A 17476-nucleotide genomic window follows, 5' to 3' on the forward strand; every position below is an offset into this window, starting at 1 on the left:
AAAAGATTTAACTTAGATTTTATCAAAAAGTTTGTAACATTGACCAAAAAATCATGAAAACTTGGCGTAAATTGTAACAATTTATGTAAAACTTACCCATTTTTACCAAAAATCGCCCAGAATTTTTGATGATTTTAAAAATTTTTGGGGAAAATTTGCTGAAATTTTCAAAAATTTTAAAAAGATTGAACTGATTTTGGGTGTTTTTGATGATAAATAAGAATGTTTTTTTGGCAAAATAACGTAATATTTGGGCGTAGATTGTGATAAAAGTAACAAAATATTGCAAAATTGGGCAGATGTAAAAGGGGGTAGGGCGAAATTTTGCAAAACTTTACATTTAACACCACAAACACGCACAGTTTTTAAGAAATATTTTGTTACTATACACACATCGGCACTGATGACGAACCATCAGATGACGAGATAATAAACAAACTCGGTGCTTGCACCACAATTGGAGAGAAACCATGAAAACACTAAACAAAACCCTATTAGCTCTTGGTGCGTCATCACTATTGGCAATGAGTGCCAGTGCTGCCGTAAGCTACGGTGCAAATAGCGTGGGTCAGCCTTATGTGGGCGTAAAAGTAGGTCAATTTGACGTTGATAACGCTCGTGGTCATAAAGGTGACTTGACTGCTTATGGCGTATATGGTGGTTATAACTTCGACCAAAACGTCGGTGTTGAGCTAGAATACCAAGGTGCTGACAGCGAAAAATATAACCATAATGGCAATGAGTACGAACTAAAAGCGAAGACTTATGGTGCGTATGGTACTTATCGTTACCACTTCAACAACTCACCAGTCTATGCCAAAGGTAAATTGGGTCTGTCTAAAACAGAAGTTGAAAACAAAACAACCAACAGCAACCTATATTTTAGCGAAACAGACAAAACGTCAATCGCTGGTGGCGTGGGTCTGGGTTTCCAACCAACCGCTAACTTCGGTATCGAAGCAGGTTATAACTACCTAAACTCTGATGCCAACATGTGGGGCGTAGGTGCTCACCTAGCATTCTAATTTTGGCACTCCATGACATGAACAACCGTAGAGCGATTTACGGTTGTTTTTTTGTCGTTCAAAGTATTGTAAGCTCAATTATGGCAAATTAACCCCAATTTGCACCAATGCAAATATGAAAAATGTCTTTGTGGGGGCGTGCTTTCCATGCCCTTTGATGGTTTATTTGAGATGAACCGATTATAAAATCTCGTCGTTCATAAAAAACAGGGCAAATCATCGCCCCGAATATTTTTTATCTTTGTATTTTTACTTGTTAGGGCGATTTTATCGTTGCTGTTGCCACGACATTACCATGTTCTCTCATCTCAAGCACAAGCCCGTTTTCATCATCGCTAAGCACATGCCAGTTGCCCACGCCTTTGGGCAGACCGTTGGCGGTGACGCTGATGCATTTATTTTTTAGGCGAATCATCGGTGGGGTGTGTTTGTAGATGGTGCCCTGTCCGTCTTGTTGGGTGATTTGCCCTGCAATGACGCTCGCCTGTGAGCGGTGGGGGGCGACATATCGACAAGGCACGCCATCAATGCTGATACAGTCGCCTAGGGCGTAGATGTCAGGCACGCTCGTTTGTAGGGTTTGGGGATTGACGGCGATGCCTGTGTGTTTGTTAAAGGTCAGATTGGCACGCAAGGGCAGGCGTTCGTGAACGTGAAGCCCTGTGGCGACGATGATTTCATCGACCAGTAAGGGGCTGACCGTCTCGCTGTCGCAGTCAAATAAGTCAATCTCATAGCCGTGTGCGGTGGCATTTACACCTTTGACCATGCTATGACCGAGCCAATTTACCCCAAGGGCTACAATGGCGTTTAAAATCCGCTCACCTGCCATGGCAGGCAGTAGGGCGGATAAGGGTCGGGGGTGTACGTCAATGAGACTGACCTTATGACCTGCCTTTATCAAGTCTTCGCTAAGCTCGGTGCCAATCATGCCTGCCCCGATGATGGCGACGTGCTTGGGAGTAGTTAGGCGGGATTTGAGTTCGTCAAACCGTTCCAAATGATTGACGTGCCATGCCATCTCTTTGGCGATGGTGGGCGGATAGGCAGGGCTAGCACCGATGGCCAGAATGAGTTTATCATAATATACCGTGCCACGGGTGGTGTGCAGGCTCTGGGTGTGAGTGTCAATGTTGGTGACGTAGGTGTTGGCAAGCAGACGTACGTTGTTATCAAGGGCAGACTGACTGCCCGTGGCACGCACCAGTTCGGCTCGTCCTTTGTTTTGGGATGGGGCGACCGACAGCATGGGCTTGTGATAACGGTCAGCATCATCGGCACTGATGAGTGTGATGAGCAAGTCCTTGTCCAAAGCACGCAAAGCGTCTACCATCGCCCAACCTGCAAGACCCGCCCCAACGATGACCACGCCACGCTCGGTGCGGTCAAAGACGACGGCAGGGGCGATGTGGCTTGTCTCTTCATAAGGCTCAAAGTCGCTTTTGCGTACACCACACAGCGGACATTGCCAGTCATCGGGAATGTTTTCAAAACGAGTGCCAGCAGGCAAGCCGTCTTCGGGGTCGCCCAGTTCTTCATCGTAGATATAGCCACAGGCAAGGCAGATAAATTTACGCCATGCACCACGACCATCGGTGGGGGAAGTTGTCATGATTACCTTTTTATAAATTTAAATGAAATACTCAATCGGTTTAACTTTGGGTTCATCCATCAGCTGATGAGATAGATGACGCAAATGCTTGATGGCAGGCGTGACAATCGCCACAAACTGAGCTTCACGCAGACGACGTTGGGGGTGGGCAGTCATCAGATAGCCTTTTGCTCCTTGGTGAAGCATGGCAGATTGGGTGGCTTTTAGGGTCAGCATTGCCCCTTGTTCACGCACGTTTAGCACGTCTAAGAAAAACTCTTTGTCGCTGTTAAAGGGGTCTTTGCCAAGGCTTAGGGTTTTGGCGACCAGATTGTCAAGCTCCAAGGTTAGACTGCCTGCTTGGTCTTCTAAAAAGGCGTTGGAGACTGCCGTGCCTTCTTTGATGTCGTCAATGGCTCCCATGATAATCCCTGCTCCGATACCAAGTTGCATGAGCACAAATGCCGAGCGAATACGGGCGATGAATGCTTTGCAGGGTAGGGCGATGATGTCGTCGGTACTGATGGGATAGTCGGTCAGCTCAATACGTAGCGTGCTAGACCCTTCCATGCCACTAAATGCAGGGCAAGGGTGCAGTTGCCACGAACTTTGGCGTGCTTTATCAAACTGCAAAAGGAAAAACACTTCATCGTCCGTGCCATCTATCTGTGCCACGGCACCGCAGTATTGACCGTCTTTGATGTGGCTAATCCACGGCAGGATACCGCCAACTTTGTAGCCGCTGCCGTCCTTTTTGGCGACAAATTTCATGCTCTCGATGTTTGCCCATGCCTTCATTGGGTTGGACAGAGCGGTACCGCCAAAGGTGTGGGCAAGGGCGTGGTTGTCCAAAAATTCGCCCTTTAACAGGCTGTTGTCCGATTGGTCAATATACAGCCCCATCACTTGATGACACCACGTCAAAAAAGCGGTCGTGCCACACACTCGCCCCACGTTGGCATTGGCAAGGATTGCCAAATCAAAGCGGTTGCCGTGGGCGTTTAGGTGTGGGGCGAACAGTCCTGCCTTGCCCAGCTCAGCCATCTCAGCTAGGGGGTAATAACCCTTGTCAATGTCAATGACTTTGGGGGCGATGTGTGTGTTGGCAAGTGTGGCGATGTTGTCTAAAAAGGCAGTTTGGTCGGTAAAGTGAAACATGAAAAGGCTCTTATGTCGTTTTGGAATAAGTGGTATTATAAAATGAAAGAACGGGCTTATTATTTTCCGATTTGGCATAAGTATAGCATATTTGGGAACATGGGTGCATTTATTCGCACTTGTCATGTATCATCTGCAATATATTCCCCACCTTATCCAAACATTCTTGGTATTCACTCTCCATATCCGATTTTATGGTAATACCGCCCCCTGCCCAAAGTTCTGCCTTTTGCCATTTTTGCAACGTGCGAATGAGTACATTCCAATTGCCCGTACCGTCAAAATTCATATAGCCCATGGTTCCGCAATACGCCCCACGGGGGGAGATTTCTAATTCATGGATAATCTCGCACGCCCGTTTTTTTGGTGTGCCTGTGATTGACCCTGCGGGCAAACTGCCAAATAAGACTTCTAGGCTATGTACGTCCTTTAATTGGGCGGTAATGGTGCTAACCATGTGATGTACATTTTTAAAAGTTTCAATGGCAAAGCGTTTGGGTGTTTTTACCGTGCCGATATGGGCGTATTTGCCTAAGTCATTACGCAGTAAATCCACAATCATTAAATTTTCGCTAATGTCTTTTTCGCTGTTCGCTAATTCATTTTTTAACTCATTGTCTATATCAATATCATCATGGCGTGGGCGTGTGCCTTTTATGGGTTTGGTAATAATATGAATGGTATTTTCTATTTTATGAAATTCAAAAAACAATTCAGGCGATACCGATAAAATTTCAAATTCACCTAATTTTAAAAACCCTGCAAATGGGGCATTGATTTTATCTTGCAAATGGGGCAAATAACTGGCCAAATTACCCAAATCTGCTTGCCATTTTTGGGTAAGGTTAATTTGATAAGTATCGCCTGCCTTGATATATTCTTGGGTTTGGTTAAATGCGTGATTATAATTCGATTTTTGCCATGATGAGATAAATTGGGCAGGTGTTGGTTTTGGTAATTGTTGATTTAATAAATCAGTTAAACTATTTTTTATTTCATCAAAAATATCTTTATCAGCATTTATGCCAATCAAGTCAAATCCATGCTCGCACGGCTTAATATAAATATCATAATGCCCAAAATAAGCACAAGGCTGGTTGGGCTTGATAGCGATGTTAGGATTTAATTCATGAGCTGATAGGTCATAACCGATAAAGCCCATTAAGCCGTGTGTGTATTCGTCTTTTTGGCTAGGGCAATCCAAGTTTTTGCCATAGGCGATGAGTTTATTTTGCCAATCGCTGTAAGTGGTGGCGTAGGCGGTAGTTTGCCCTGTGTGGCGGTCAAAGCGGTGGGTAATGAATGTGCCGTCAAATTCAATCTGCCAAGCGGTTTTTGGGCAAATGCCGATGACAGGGCGATGAGCGTTGTGCAAAAAACACACCTGCCAATCGGGGTGGTGCGTGGCAATCAAGGCGGTAAGGGTGCTTGGACTGTGGGTGGTGGTAAAGTGGTGTGTGAGCATTTTTAAAATGATAAAGAAAAAAGGTGAATTGTAAGGGAAAATGGGGAAAAGGGAAAGGGTTAAATTTATGCCAAATCATTCAATCCACAGCTTTTATCATCAATACAATCAAGTTTTTCTCGCTCTTGGGGTGGCTCATTATCCCTATCTTTTATGGCACAAATAAAATCATCGTCAAAATTGGCAAATAATTCAAACAACTCATCACCCAATCCTTTGTTTGAGACAGACGATTGAAAAGTTAAATTGTCATTTTGAATTTCTTTTGTGTTCATTTTTGGTCTAGTAAGGTGCTTTGAAATTTGATAGTAGTCCAAAAAGTATGCTGAACTAGGTTTTCCGTTCGCCCTGAGCTATGCCTACGGGTAGGAAAACCGTTATGGGCAGGCATAGCTCGCCACGAACGGTTTTCTTTGTAGCATACTTTTTGAACCAAAGCCTGAAATTTTAATGGTGCGTGATACGCACCTTACTTAAACACTCATTTTATGGCAATTTTAAAAACCCTTTGGTTTCTTATTACCCCAAACCATATTAACACAAAAAAGCCCGTCATCACAACGGACTTTTTTAAGTTTATTAACCTTCAAACTTTTTAACCACCAACGCCGAATTTGTCCCACCAAAACCAAAACTATTGCTCATGACGGTGTTAATCTCGGTTTGGCGTGTGGTCTCAACGATGTCAAAAGGCTTGGCTTTTTCGTCCATGTCGGTGATATTAATACTCGGGGCGATAAAGTCGTTATTCATCATCAGCACGCAATAAATCAGCTCTTGCACGCCCACTGCTCCTAGGCTATGCCCTGTCATGGATTTGGTTGAGCTAATGGGTGGAGTTTTGTCCGCACCGCCAAACACGTCTGCAATGGCGTGTAGTTCCGTGATGTCGCCAAGCGGTGTTGATGTGCCGTGCGAATTGACATAATCCACCGTGTCAAGCCCTGCCTGCGATAGGGCGATTTGCATACAGCGAGTTGCCCCTTCTCCGCTTGGGGCGACCATTTCCACTCCGTCTGATGTTGCCCCATAGCCCACGATTTCCGCTAGGATTGTCGCTCCACGAGCCTGTGCGTGCTCTAAGCTCTCCACAACCACCATACCACCACCACCTGCGATGACAAATCCGTCTCGGGTACTATCATAAGGGCGACTTGCGGTTGTGGGGGTGTTGTTGTAGCTCGTACTCATCGCCCCCATGGCATCAAACATACACGACTGTGTCCAATGCTCACTCTCCCCGCCCCCTGCAATGACCATGTCCGCCTTGCCAAGCTGGATAAGCTCCATGGCATGACCGATACAGTGGCTAGACGTGGCACAAGCGGACGACAACGAATAGCTAATGCCCTTAATCTTTAGCCCTGTGGCAAGCGTGGCGGACACCGTGCTACTCATGATTTTTGGTACTGCCATGGCTCCCACGCCACGCAGTCCCTTGGCTTTCATGTTATCCACTGAGCCTACCACGTCTGCCGTGCTTGCTCCGCCTGAGCCTGCCACAACCGCCACACGCACGTTATCCGCCACATCATCAAGGGTGAGACCTGCGTTATCTATGGCAGACAAGGCGGACACATAGGCGTATAGGCTAGCATCCGACATAAAACGTTTTAATTTGCGGTCAATGGCAGACGTATCAAGCGTGCTTTGGTCAATAGAGCCTGACACGCATGATTTAAAGCCATTATCGGCATAGCTTTGGTTAAAGACAATGCCTGATTTGCCGTTTTTTAGGCTGTCGGTAACGGCGGCTAGGTCATTGCCGATATTTGAGACAATGCCCATGCCTGTGATGACGACTCTTTTCATAAATATTTTCCAGAAAGTTTACAAATGTAATGATGATATTGTAACAAATTATGAACTAAAAAGGTAAAATTTTCAATCAAATTTATCGTGCCATACAAAAGAGCATAGGTAGTAGTCCAAAAAGTATGCTGAACTAGGTTTTCCGTTCGTCCTGAGCCTGCCTGCGGGTAGGAAAACCGTTATGGGCAGGCATAGCTCGCCACGAACGGTTTTCTTTGTAGCATACTTTTTGAACCAAAGCCAGAGCATAAAAAGCACATAAAAAACGGCGACCGCAGCCACCGTTTTATTGTCAATAAATATAACTAAAAAGGCATGTCATCGTCTGCCACGCCACTGGCTGATGGCGGGGTTACCGCTTTGGGGGCGGGTTTGTCACCCATGAATGGATTGTCTCCATTTTGAGCGGGGGCGTTATTGTCTTGACCGCCTTGATTGGCGTGCTGTGGGGCTTGACCGAAGCCTTGATTGGGGTTGTTATTTTGGTAGCTTGGGGTATTTTGCCCAAAACCATTTTGGGACTGGTTATTAAAGCCGTTTTGATAGCCGCCTTGTTGCGGTGCACTGCCACCAAAGCCATTATTGCCCTGATAACCGCCATGCTGACCGCCCCCGTTACCCCATTGGTTATTTTGTTGGTTGTTGTAGCCACCGCCAAAGTTGCGGTTGTTGTAGCCCTGATTGCCCTGCCAGTCGCCACCGCCATTGTTGTCACGTCTGTCAAGCATTTGCATTTGATTGGCTCGTACTTCGGTGCTATAACGCTCGATGCCTTGTTGGTCGGTGTATTTCCTAGTGTGCAGACTGCCTTCGATATACACGAGTGCCCCTTTGCGTAGGTACTGGGCGGCAATCTCGCCTAGGCGGTTAAATAGGCTGATACGGTGCCATTCGGTCTGCTCTTTTTGCTCGCCTGTGTTTTTGTCTGTCCAGCGGTCAGAAGTCGCCACGTTAATACTGGTCAGGCTACCGCCATTTTGGAATTGACGTACTTCTGGGTCTTGACCTAAGCGACCAACGATAATTACTTTATTAATACTTGCCATGATGGTTACTCAACTTTTGATGTTTAAAAATAATGATTTGATTCAATAAATTTGTTTTAAATAAACGGTTAAATTCACATATTTAGCGTGACGATATTTTCACTAAATGGGTTTACTTTTTCGGTTTGTCTTTTGGCATGCCGTCGCTTTTATTTGTGCATTGTATTGCCATTATCTTAATTAAAATAAGTCAGAATAAGATATCCTGACTTATCTATTTGCAGTCAAGGTAGGGCGTATTGAACATTGATAACATTTTATAAAAATGAGATAAAACTTATTGTTTTGTTAATTTTTGCATGAAAAATGGCTAAATCTTGTTTTTCATCGTCAAAATCCTTGTTGATATTTCAATATCAACTGCCGACTTTTCCTTGAAAAACGTGCGATTTTTCTCATTTTTCATTGCAAATACCAAAGGCAGGCACGCCCTAATAATCTCTTATCTTGTTTTACTGCTTAGTTTACTTTGTAGTCTTCTAGTTTTTTGCCTTTGGCTAGGGCTTCTTCTAACCAACCTGGCTTACGACCACGACCTGCCCAAACGTTTTTTGGGTTTTGTGGGTCACGGTAAGCAACAGATGCTTCTTTTTGAGCCTTTTTGCCTACTTTTAGAATCTCATCGATGGTGGTGCCGTTTTCTTTGGCGATTTGTTTAAATTGCAAGTAAGCATCTTTTAGACCTTGGGCTTGCTTTTGTTTGATTTTGGCTTGGGCATCTTTGGTAAGTGCTTCTAGCTGTTCTACGCTAAGTGCGTCAATATTTACATTAGACATGGTATTTCCTCTTTAAAATAACCGTGAGAATAATCAAAGGTAAATCCATCAATGTGCATACATCAATACATCCGATGATTATTGGTGGTGCCAGTTGGGATATTTTAGGTTTATTAAAAATAAATTTAAAATATCGCTATTTAAAAAGATAAAAACGCTGATTTTTATCGTATGATTATATTAACACATTTTATTTTAAAAATACAAATCATTTATTCGCCTTTTTGGGGTTTTTTAACACTTTTTTATCAGTTTTGACAAATTGGGCATGATCGATATTATCAATGACCGCCTTATCAAGACTGTGGTATTCATTAAGTAAAGACGTGGAATGATAAGGCACTAAGGCAGACGGCACAACCGATTTGGCGGCGTCAATATGCTTAATAGAATCATCAAAAAAGATATGCGGAGCAAATGTTTTTAATACCCTTGTTTTTTCAATACCGCCCAAGAAAAACGCCAAATCCACATCCACACCCCATTCCCTTAATGTCTTAATGGCACGCATGTCGGCAGGGGCATTACGAGCGGTCACAAGGGCGATACGAATCGGATTGTGGGTGCTGTCTAGGGTGTCGTGGGGCAGGCTCTTTTGTAGGGCGGAGAGCTTGATTAAAAAGTCGGCATAAGGACCTTTGTCGATGGGCAAATCCGCCATGCTCTCTTCGCGATGATGAAAGGCTTGTAGCCCCTCTTGTTTGAACACCAGCTCGCCTGAGTCGTCAAACAGCACCGCATCCCCATCAAAGGCAATGCGAAGCTGTTCGGTGTCCAGCTCCAATATCTCCACAGGCGTGGCATCCAACACCGCACAGGCACACAGGCGAGCATCGGTGACGGCTTGAGCATCATCGATGTTGGTCGTCAAAAACAAATCCACATCAAAGTCATCAATATAATCCGCCACACTCGCCCCCGAGATGAATGCCGAGCGAGTAATACCCAAACCATGCGTGCGTATGGCGTTTAGCACTTGTATGCCTAGGTCGGGGGTGGATTTTGAGACGATGACGACTTCGATAAAAGGCGACTCATCGTGGTAGTCTTTGGGCGGTTGGTATTTGTTTAGGTTTAGCAGGGCTTCGATGAGTGGGTAGCCTGTCCCTTTTTGTAATGGCTCGTTTTCGACCGATTTCATGTAGTCGCTAAACCGAGCAGATGCGGTAGCTTTGTCTTCTGCCAAAAAGCGTTTTAACATCTCATCATGCTCTTTTAGGTCAAATAATGCCGTCGCTGAGATTGCTACGATGAGTGTGTTTGAAAAATTAACCGCCATGATAAAGTCCTAGTTTTAAATAAATGTAAGGCGTGGTTTTAAAATTTATTTATGATGATTAAATGGTTATTAACAGGGATATAAAAATCGGTGGGTAAATTTTGCCTTTGTTAATGTGGTTAATTTGGTTTTTGTGGATTTTAAATATGAAAAATCTTACCAAAACATCATTTATCTATCATGTTTATCTATCATGCCCAATCTTAATCCATCAAAACAACCATTTTAAATAACAACAACAAAGCACTCACGCCAAAAGCAAAAACCCATCCACAGGACAGGCTTTTTACCAAATCATCTTTATGGCAAAATAAAATAACTGCAAACAGCAAACCAGCGACAAACCCCAAATCACCGAGCGAAATGTCGCCAGATTCATGGCATATGCCACGCCATAGATAAGGCGTAACACGACATAAAGCCACGCCATGCCATTCACCACGTTTTGGGGGACAAAACAGTACATGGCGACCAGCACCGCCCCGATAAAGATAGGCAGACTCTCAAAACTGTTGGCTTGCACGGCATTTAGGCGAGCCGATAGCCCTGTGGTCTGTGCTAGGAACGCTCGTGGGTTTTGATTGTCGCTTTTAAAGTTAAATCCGCCAGCCATCTTTGCCAAAAACGCAAAGACAAAGGGCAACACGCAAGCGACCATGAGCGCCACAATCGCATAATGAGTGCCGTTCGGCACGTGCAAAATCCAGTTCATGCTTATGCCGTCGCCACTATTTCAAAATCATGGGTGATGTTCACCCCGCCATCGGCGAGCATTTTTGATGCTGAGCAGTATTTATCTGCTGACAGTTCAATGGCTTTGGCGACCTGCGATTCTTTGATGTTCTCGCCTGCGACGATAAAATGCAGATGAATGTCCGTAAATACCGCAGGCACGCTGTCGGCACGGCAGGCGGAGACTTCACAGCGAACATCGCTAATGGCTTGGCGGGATTTTTTTAAAATGCTTACCACATCATAACTGGCACAACCGCCCAGCCCCATTAGGATAAGCTCCATCGGTCTTGCCCCAAGCTCTTGGGCTGAGTCAATGATGACTTTATGTCCCGAACCGCTCACGATCTCAAAATTAATCGCTTCGTTATTTAGCCATGTTACACTGGCACTCATGTCGCTCATGGGATTACCTTTTTTGATAAATTTTAATAAACATAATTAGGGCGTGCCTGCCCTTTATAACACAATTTAACATTTAGAAATTTTATAAAAATAAAATAATGTTTTTGCATGAAAATGGCTAAATCTTGTTTTTCTTCGTCAAAAACTTGTCTGATNNAAAGGCAGGCACGCCCTAAACATAATGGGTATTGTAGCACAAAATGACAAGGCGGTAAATTTTTGAGCGTTAAAGGTTGGGTTTGGTTTTTGTGTATTTTGACGATATTTTGACAACGTCCGCAATCACAAAGAGGGTAATTTGCCAACAAAAACGCCCAAAATCGGCATTTATTGCCATTGTTTACCATTTGCAACATTTTTAAGCAAAATAATGTTACACTTTTTGGCAAAAATTTGGTTTAATAGACAGCAATAATTTGCCAAAATTTTGGCGTTCTTTAAATTTATTACATTAAGGTTAGTCATGATTGATTCAGACGGCTTTCGAGCCAATGTCGGTATCATCTTGGCAAATACAGAAGGGCAAGTGCTTTGGACAAAACGAATCGGACACGACAGCTGGCAATTTCCACAAGGTGGGATTGACAAGGGTGAAACACCGTTTGATGCGATGTACCGTGAATTGTATGAAGAAGTGGGTTTGTGTCCGTACCACGTGGAAGTGCTGGGGGTAACACATGATTGGCTTCGTTACCGTCTGCCTAAGCGTTATGTGCGACTGGGGCAAGAGCCACTCTGTATCGGGCAAAAACAAAAATGGTTTTTGCTACGCTTGGATGAAAAAAACACCGACTTTATCCGCTTTGACACCGCAACTCCTGAGTTTGACGAATGGGCGTGGGTGAGTTACTGGTATCCTTTGGGGCAGGTTGTGCCGTTTAAACGGGGCGTGTACCAAAAGGCATTGTTAGAACTTGCCGAGCGGTTGCCCCTAAAAAAAGGGCTAAGGCTTTGATAAAGCTGTGATATAAGTTAAGTCACAAAAACAAGTCATGATGGTCATGGCTTGTTTTTTATGCAAAAAACAAAAAACCTGCACAAGGGCAGGCTTTTGGGTGTGTTTGACATTATAAATGCTTGTTTAGCAATTCAACAAACTCTGATTTAGGACGGCTACCAACCACAGTATCGACTTTCTCGCCATTTTTGAACACGAACAAAGTCGGAATGCTACGAATGCCAAAGCGTGCTGATGTCTCTGGGTTGTCGTCCACATTGACTTTGACGATTTGGAATTTGTCGCCATATTCTGCATCTAGGTCTTCTAGGACAGGGGCAATGGCTTTACAAGGACCGCACCACGCTGCCCAAAAATCCACGAGAACGGGCTTGTCGGCTTGTAGTACGTCTTGGTCGAAGCTTGCATCGGTGGTGTTAATAATGCTCATGAGTATTACCTTTATAAATAAGTGAATGCGTGTATAATGGGGGTGCCTTGATGACTTTCAAGTGTGTGATGATAAGTCCTATTAATCGGTGGATTAGGGCGAATCAAATCATCACAATATCCCCAAAACTTCATGCTATAATAACAAACTTTTTGCCAGATGATGATTAAATTTACAAAAATCATCAATTCGCCCCATTAATCCAAATCATTAAACGACCCCAAACCCATGACCGACCGCCACGACCGCCTATCCGATGACAAAATCGCCCTAATGAACGCCCAAGAGTGCGAATATGATGATGAATTTTTTAAAAATTTTATCCACTCAATCACCGTCTATGAAGACGATGATATTTGGGTGGGGGATAAGCCAGCTGGACTTCTTAGTGTGGACGGACGCACGTTAAAGGTCAGTTTGCAATCACGGTTATTAAAGGTTTACCCCAATATCAAACTCATTCACCGCCTTGACATGGATACATCAGGACTCATTATTTTTGCCAAAAATGAGCACAGCCAAAGCCACATCGCCAAGCAGTTCATCGACCGTATGGTGAGCAAAGAATATCAAGCGGTGGTGTTTGGCACGATAGAGCAAGTGGACAAAAAAGGCGTGATTGACGTGCCTGTCCGCTACGAACCCACCACCAAACCCCGTCATATCGTGGATATGGATTGGAATAAACGAGCCTTGACGCATTATGAAGTCATGCACCACGAGCTACGAACCGACAAGGCAGGCAAGTCCCATGCCGTAACCCGCCTGGCTCTGCGTCCCATCACAGGCAGAAGTCATCAGCTACGAGTCCACTGCGTACATATCGGTCATGTAATGATTGGCGACCCGATTTATGCTGAGGGCGTGGCATTGTCATTATCTAACCGACTAAACCTGCACGCCCACAAACTAAGGCTTAAACACCCTGTGCATGGGGCTTGGCTGGATTGGGAAAGTGAAGTGCCGTTTTGATGACCATTAAACACTTTAAATGTTTAAACACTCAAATTTTTTATCTTGCTTTGTTGTGGCAACATCATTGCCACTTGTGGGGTTTTGCAAACAAATATGGGTGCTTTCTATCAGACTGCCTGTTAGGGTGGGGGCAAATACATTATTTAATGGCGTGCCATTGATATGATGATTGGCGATAGTGATAAGATTGTTTAGGGATTTTATCCTAACTGCATAATGACGATAATCAGGCGGGGCGATATTGGCAAGCGTGCTACCGATATAATTAGTATAATCAATCTTTGGCGGTGTCAATTCGTCATCAAACCGCTTAGCGATTTCTGGGGCAGATAAATTGGCGTGGTCAATGCCTTGTTGATAAAAATTGGCAACTTGATTTAAAGTTTTATTTTTATTATAAAGCAATGTCATTTTTAATTTTTCAAACACACCATAATCCAATCTTTCAAGATTTTCAAAAGTTTCATAATTCATCATAAACTCTGCCGTCCATGCGTGATTTAAACTTAATTCATCAGCAGTTAAAGGTGGTATGATGTCGGTGGTCAAATCAGGGTTTTGACTTTTAAACAAAGTCATGGCTTGAAGCTGATTGATGATAAGATTGGCATAAATCATTTTTTCTATCAATGTATTAGCATTTGCCAAATGCTGTCTTAATAACGTCAATTCTTGTGATAATGCCGTCATGGATTGTTTGGGGCCATTATTTAAATGATGAATCAGATGAACTCTTTGCCCATAAATCAATACCCGATAATCGGGTATTTGTACATCTACTCTCATGCTATTTTTAATAAGAGCAGGTGGATTTGTTAAAAATGTCAAATACCGCTCATGAATGATAGGATGAGGCGAAATATCAGTATCACTTTTGGCTAAACTTTTAAAACAATCATGGGCGTTGTCATTATCAGACGTGATTTTACAAAATATGTCATCATCTGTTTTTATTTGCTTGGATAATCCATTAAGGTTATGTTTTTGATTTAATTGGTGGATATTTTCATCTAAATTACCAGATTGATTTAATACAAGCCCCAACTCATCATGATACGCCTTACCCGCCTGTAACGGCTCATCACTCGCCCCAATGCCCAAAAGATAATAATAACTGTCTTTTTGGGCGGTCGTGGCAGTATTTTGGCGGTCGTGATAGTTTTGGATAAGCGTGTCGGCATTTTGGTTTAGCGGTACATCACTACACGCTGATAGCAAAAGACAGGATAAGATGAATAATTTTTTCATAATGGTTTTTGAGTATATAGATTAAACGCCACGCACCGAATAATTGCCAATTAAACGGTACGTCATTATTTTAATATTTTAGCAATCAACCCCGAACGAACTCACTTACCTGCTTACACAAAATCCCCCAAAGCCGACTTTGTGCTGAGTGGCTTGCCCATGCGTTGTGGGGCGTGATAATCACTCGTGGGTGGTTGTGTAGTACCAACAGTGGCTCATCGGCAGGGGGTGGCTCTTGGGCGAATACGTCTGTGGCATAGCCTGCAATCTGCCCACGCTCAATCCCACGCACAACCGCCCCACTATCCACGACCGCCCCACGAGCGACATTGATGATGAGTGGGGTTTTGCTCATTTTGCTAATTGTTTTATCATTGATTAAGTGGTGCGTGTCGTCTGTTAATGGGCAGTGCAGACTAATCACGTCCGAGCCTGCCAGCACATCATCAAAGGTGGTGTAGCTGTCGTCTCTTGGTGGTTTGCCTGTCCGTTCGGCATATAGTACATTCATGCCAAAAGCGGTGGCGATTTGTCCAACCTTTTGTCCGATTGCCCCTTTGCCGACAATGCCCAGCGTCCGCCCTGCCAAATCAAAAATGGGCGTATCAAGCAAACAAAACCGTCCGTCCGCTTGCCATGTGCCGTCCGTGGCTTGTCTGTGGTAATGCACCCCTGCACGCATGGCGGTGAGCATCAGCATAAAAGTGTGTTCAGGCACGCTGTCCACCGAGTAGCCTGCGACATTTTTGACGGCAATGCCACGCTCATCACAAGCGGTCATATCCACGTTGTTCATGCCTGTGGCGGTGAGCTGGATAAGTTTGAGATTGGGCAAGCGGTCAATGACGGCACGGTTTAAGATAACTTTGTTGGTGATGATAATGTCGGCATGAACGCACCGCTCCACGATAATATCATCGTCTTGGGGTGTGCTGTCATACACGGTATAATCGTCAATGCCGTCTGGGGCAGGCAAGGCGACATTGTCCGAGAAGGTGGCACGGTCTAAAAATACGGCTTTCATAACTTATCCTAAAAATAAAAAAACACGCCTAATGTATACCAGCGTGTTTTTAATGTCAATCGTTCAATGATAAATGGGTCAATCACAACAATCATCACCAAAGCAAATGTTACACTCGGGCAGTTGTTCTTGGAGCCATGCTATGTCATTGGCATTTACAGGGTTGCCCTTTAAACCAAGCCAAAGCAAGTTTTTCAAATTTGCTAATGGACGAATGTCGCTGATTTGGTTATAGCTCAGATAAGCTTCGGTAAGATTGGTTAGCTCTGACAAAGCAGAGATGTCGCTAATTTGGTTGCGTCTTAGGCTCAGCGAACGCAGTTCTGTCAAATTAGCCAATACACTGATGTCTGATATTTGGTTGTAGGACAAATCCAGCGTGTTAAAATACGCCAAGCAGCCCACTTGTTTTAGTGCAGAGATGTCACTAATCTCATTATTGTTCAGATATAAGTATGACACCAAAAACAGCTTCGCTAAGGGCGAGATGTCTTTGATGTGATTGTCGGAGAGCACTACTGTTTTTAATCTGCTAAGCTGAGAGATGGCAGAAATGTCTGTTACTTCATTATTTTCAATGTTAATTAGCTCTAATCTTGGCAGGCGAGCGAAAATAGAAATGTCTTTGATTTGGTTGTGGTTTAGGCATAGGTCGGTCACTTGTTGTAATTTGCCCAAAGGCTCGATATCACGGATTTGATTATAGCTAAGATTGATTTTCGTAAATTGGGTAAGGTTGGATAGGGCGTTGATATCACTAATGTTTTGATCGGACAAATCAAGATCAATCTGTCGAAAACGTTGGCGAGGTGATGGTGTTTCGGTTCTGATCGTCCCTGTCAGGCTTTGTGAGCTTTGATTGCTTTCTGGGTCCATGATGGGGTCGCCAAAGTCAATGGTAATCACGCCTTTGTCCTTGCGTAAAAATGGGCGATGATTGCTTGATTTGGATTCTATGACATCAAAGATATTCTCAACATCAAGCCCGCTTTCATAGCCAGTATCATAACCCTGTGGCGTAGTCGTGGAAAAGTTGTCTAATCGCATAGGTTTGCCCTTGTCATGCTAAATTTGTTTAAAGACGCATCAAATCTATGTTCTTTTTGATAATATAAACAAATTTTAAGCCATTAATAACTTCATTTATTTGTGATTGAAATTAAAAATAAATAATGAAGTGCTAAATAATATTTTATAATATATAACAAATTGGCATTTAATTAATTAAATTTATTTAACTAAATTTAATTATAAAACACTGATGTCCAAAAAAATACGTTACACAATCGTTTTGGATGACTTATATTAACAAAAATAAAATAAGATGAAAACACCTTTAAGATAAATTTTTTTGTAATACGCCAAGAATCTCACGTTAAATTTTAGTTTTATTTTAAAAATATATATTTTTACATTGGCTCTGGTTCAAAAAGTATGCTACAAAGAAAACCGTTCGTGGCGAGCTATGCCTGCCCATAACGGTTTTCCTACCCGCAGGCAGGCTCAGAGCGAACGGAAAACCTAGTTCAGGATACACCCCACAAACCCCAA

Annotated in this window: 17 protein-coding genes; 3 read left to right on the forward strand and 14 right to left on the reverse strand. The window is 43.5% G+C overall.

Annotation, left to right across the window (positions count from 1 at the left end; all coding sequences use genetic code 11):
• The first annotated feature begins 470 nt into the window (after positions 1–470).
• A complete protein-coding gene (locus tag B0182_RS07950) occupies positions 471–1025 on the forward strand; it encodes a porin family protein (RefSeq protein WP_078274416.1) in 555 nt (184 codons plus the stop codon).
• Between the two features lie 256 nt (positions 1026–1281).
• On the opposite strand, the gene B0182_RS07955 is transcribed toward B0182_RS07950, so the two are convergent.
• From B0182_RS07955 to B0182_RS08000, 10 genes are all read right to left on the reverse strand, one after another.
• Positions 1282–2637: an FAD-dependent oxidoreductase gene (locus B0182_RS07955; protein ID WP_078274417.1), complete on the reverse strand. Its 1356-nt coding sequence runs from the start codon at positions 2635–2637 to the stop codon at positions 1282–1284.
• Positions 2638–2655: 18 nt separating this feature from the next.
• Entirely contained in the window at positions 2656–3774 is a 1119-nt protein-coding gene (locus B0182_RS07960) for an acyl-CoA dehydrogenase family protein (RefSeq protein ID WP_078274418.1), read from the reverse strand.
• A gap of 109 nt (positions 3775–3883) precedes the next feature.
• A complete protein-coding gene (locus B0182_RS07965) occupies positions 3884–5239 on the reverse strand; it encodes an anthranilate synthase component I family protein (RefSeq protein ID WP_078274419.1) in 1356 nt (451 codons plus the stop codon).
• A gap of 65 nt (positions 5240–5304) precedes the next feature.
• Positions 5305–5514, reverse strand: a complete 210-nt coding sequence (locus B0182_RS07970) for a hypothetical protein (RefSeq protein WP_078274420.1) — start codon at positions 5512–5514, stop codon at positions 5305–5307.
• Positions 5515–5818: 304 nt separating this feature from the next.
• Positions 5819–7051, reverse strand: a complete 1233-nt coding sequence (locus B0182_RS07975; protein ID WP_078274421.1) for a beta-ketoacyl synthase N-terminal-like domain-containing protein — start codon at positions 7049–7051, stop codon at positions 5819–5821.
• A 305-nt stretch (positions 7052–7356) separates the two neighbouring features.
• Positions 7357–8097 carry a single-stranded DNA-binding protein gene (locus B0182_RS07980; protein ID WP_078274422.1) on the reverse strand — a complete coding sequence of 247 codons (741 nt, stop codon included), beginning with the start codon at positions 8095–8097 and terminating at the stop codon, positions 7357–7359.
• A 459-nt stretch (positions 8098–8556) separates the two neighbouring features.
• Positions 8557–8874: an H-NS histone family protein gene (locus B0182_RS07985; protein WP_078274423.1), complete on the reverse strand. Its 318-nt coding sequence runs from the start codon at positions 8872–8874 to the stop codon at positions 8557–8559.
• Between the two features lie 208 nt (positions 8875–9082).
• Complete coding sequence (locus B0182_RS07990) at positions 9083–10153, reverse strand: 5'-nucleotidase (RefSeq protein WP_078274424.1); 1071 nt, start codon at positions 10151–10153, stop codon at positions 9083–9085.
• 286 nt (positions 10154–10439) lie between these two features.
• Positions 10440–10865, reverse strand: coding sequence for an MAPEG family protein (locus tag B0182_RS07995; protein ID WP_078274425.1), 426 nt, complete (start codon positions 10863–10865; stop codon positions 10440–10442).
• A 2-nt stretch (positions 10866–10867) separates the two neighbouring features.
• Entirely contained in the window at positions 10868–11281 is a 414-nt protein-coding gene (locus tag B0182_RS08000) for an OsmC family protein (RefSeq protein WP_078274435.1), read from the reverse strand.
• 472 nt (positions 11282–11753) lie between these two features.
• On the opposite strand from B0182_RS08000, the gene B0182_RS08010 reads away from it, so the two are divergent.
• Positions 11754–12245, forward strand: a complete 492-nt coding sequence (locus B0182_RS08010; protein ID WP_078274427.1) for an RNA pyrophosphohydrolase — start codon at positions 11754–11756, stop codon at positions 12243–12245.
• A 112-nt stretch (positions 12246–12357) separates the two neighbouring features.
• Here the strand turns inward: B0182_RS08010 and trxA are convergent, their stop codons facing one another.
• Complete coding sequence (gene trxA / locus B0182_RS08015) at positions 12358–12684, reverse strand: thioredoxin (protein WP_208624111.1); 327 nt, start codon at positions 12682–12684, stop codon at positions 12358–12360.
• 222 nt (positions 12685–12906) lie between these two features.
• On the opposite strand from trxA, the gene B0182_RS08020 reads away from it, so the two are divergent.
• Positions 12907–13650: an RluA family pseudouridine synthase gene (locus tag B0182_RS08020; protein WP_078274429.1), complete on the forward strand. Its 744-nt coding sequence runs from the start codon at positions 12907–12909 to the stop codon at positions 13648–13650.
• 15 nt (positions 13651–13665) lie between these two features.
• On the opposite strand, the gene B0182_RS08025 is transcribed toward B0182_RS08020, so the two are convergent.
• From B0182_RS08025 to B0182_RS08035, 3 genes are all read right to left on the reverse strand, one after another.
• Positions 13666–14901: a hypothetical protein gene (locus B0182_RS08025; RefSeq protein ID WP_078274430.1), complete on the reverse strand. Its 1236-nt coding sequence runs from the start codon at positions 14899–14901 to the stop codon at positions 13666–13668.
• Positions 14902–14986: 85 nt separating this feature from the next.
• Positions 14987–15925, reverse strand: coding sequence for a D-2-hydroxyacid dehydrogenase (locus tag B0182_RS08030; protein ID WP_078274431.1), 939 nt, complete (start codon positions 15923–15925; stop codon positions 14987–14989).
• A 78-nt stretch (positions 15926–16003) separates the two neighbouring features.
• Positions 16004–16972: a leucine-rich repeat domain-containing protein gene (locus B0182_RS08035; protein ID WP_078274432.1), complete on the reverse strand. Its 969-nt coding sequence runs from the start codon at positions 16970–16972 to the stop codon at positions 16004–16006.
• Between the last annotated feature and the right edge of the window lie 504 nt (positions 16973–17476).

This window comes from Moraxella bovis (assembly GCF_002014975.1).
Lineage (GTDB): Bacteria > Pseudomonadota > Gammaproteobacteria > Pseudomonadales > Moraxellaceae > Moraxella > Moraxella bovis.

Bases quoted from the DNA above. Each gene is read 5' to 3' on its own strand.
- B0182_RS08035 (WP_078274432.1), bottom strand. From the start codon at position 16,972: ATGCGATTAGACAACTTTTCCACGACTACGCCACAGGGTTATGATACT.
- B0182_RS08000 (WP_078274435.1), bottom strand. From the start codon at position 11,281: ATGAGTGCCAGTGTAACATGGCTAAATAACGAAGCGATTAATTTTGAG.
- B0182_RS07970 (WP_078274420.1), bottom strand. From the start codon at position 5,514: ATGAACACAAAAGAAATTCAAAATGACAATTTAACTTTTCAATCGTCT.
- B0182_RS07980 (WP_078274422.1), bottom strand. From the start codon at position 8,097: ATGGCAAGTATTAATAAAGTAATTATCGTTGGTCGCTTAGGTCAAGAC.
- B0182_RS08025 (WP_078274430.1), bottom strand. From the start codon at position 14,901: ATGAAAAAATTATTCATCTTATCCTGTCTTTTGCTATCAGCGTGTAGT.
- B0182_RS07955 (WP_078274417.1), bottom strand. From the start codon at position 2,637: ATGACAACTTCCCCCACCGATGGTCGTGGTGCATGGCGTAAATTTATC.
- B0182_RS08020 (WP_078274429.1), top strand. From the start codon at position 12,907: ATGACCGACCGCCACGACCGCCTATCCGATGACAAAATCGCCCTAATG.
- B0182_RS08030 (WP_078274431.1), bottom strand. From the start codon at position 15,925: ATGAAAGCCGTATTTTTAGACCGTGCCACCTTCTCGGACAATGTCGCC.
- B0182_RS07985 (WP_078274423.1), bottom strand. From the start codon at position 8,874: ATGTCTAATGTAAATATTGACGCACTTAGCGTAGAACAGCTAGAAGCA.
- B0182_RS07990 (WP_078274424.1), bottom strand. From the start codon at position 10,153: ATGGCGGTTAATTTTTCAAACACACTCATCGTAGCAATCTCAGCGACG.
- B0182_RS07975 (WP_078274421.1), bottom strand. From the start codon at position 7,051: ATGAAAAGAGTCGTCATCACAGGCATGGGCATTGTCTCAAATATCGGC.
- B0182_RS07950 (WP_078274416.1), top strand. From the start codon at position 471: ATGAAAACACTAAACAAAACCCTATTAGCTCTTGGTGCGTCATCACTA.
- B0182_RS07995 (WP_078274425.1), bottom strand. From the start codon at position 10,865: ATGAACTGGATTTTGCACGTGCCGAACGGCACTCATTATGCGATTGTG.
- B0182_RS07960 (WP_078274418.1), bottom strand. From the start codon at position 3,774: ATGTTTCACTTTACCGACCAAACTGCCTTTTTAGACAACATCGCCACA.
- B0182_RS07965 (WP_078274419.1), bottom strand. From the start codon at position 5,239: ATGCTCACACACCACTTTACCACCACCCACAGTCCAAGCACCCTTACC.
- B0182_RS08010 (WP_078274427.1), top strand. From the start codon at position 11,754: ATGATTGATTCAGACGGCTTTCGAGCCAATGTCGGTATCATCTTGGCA.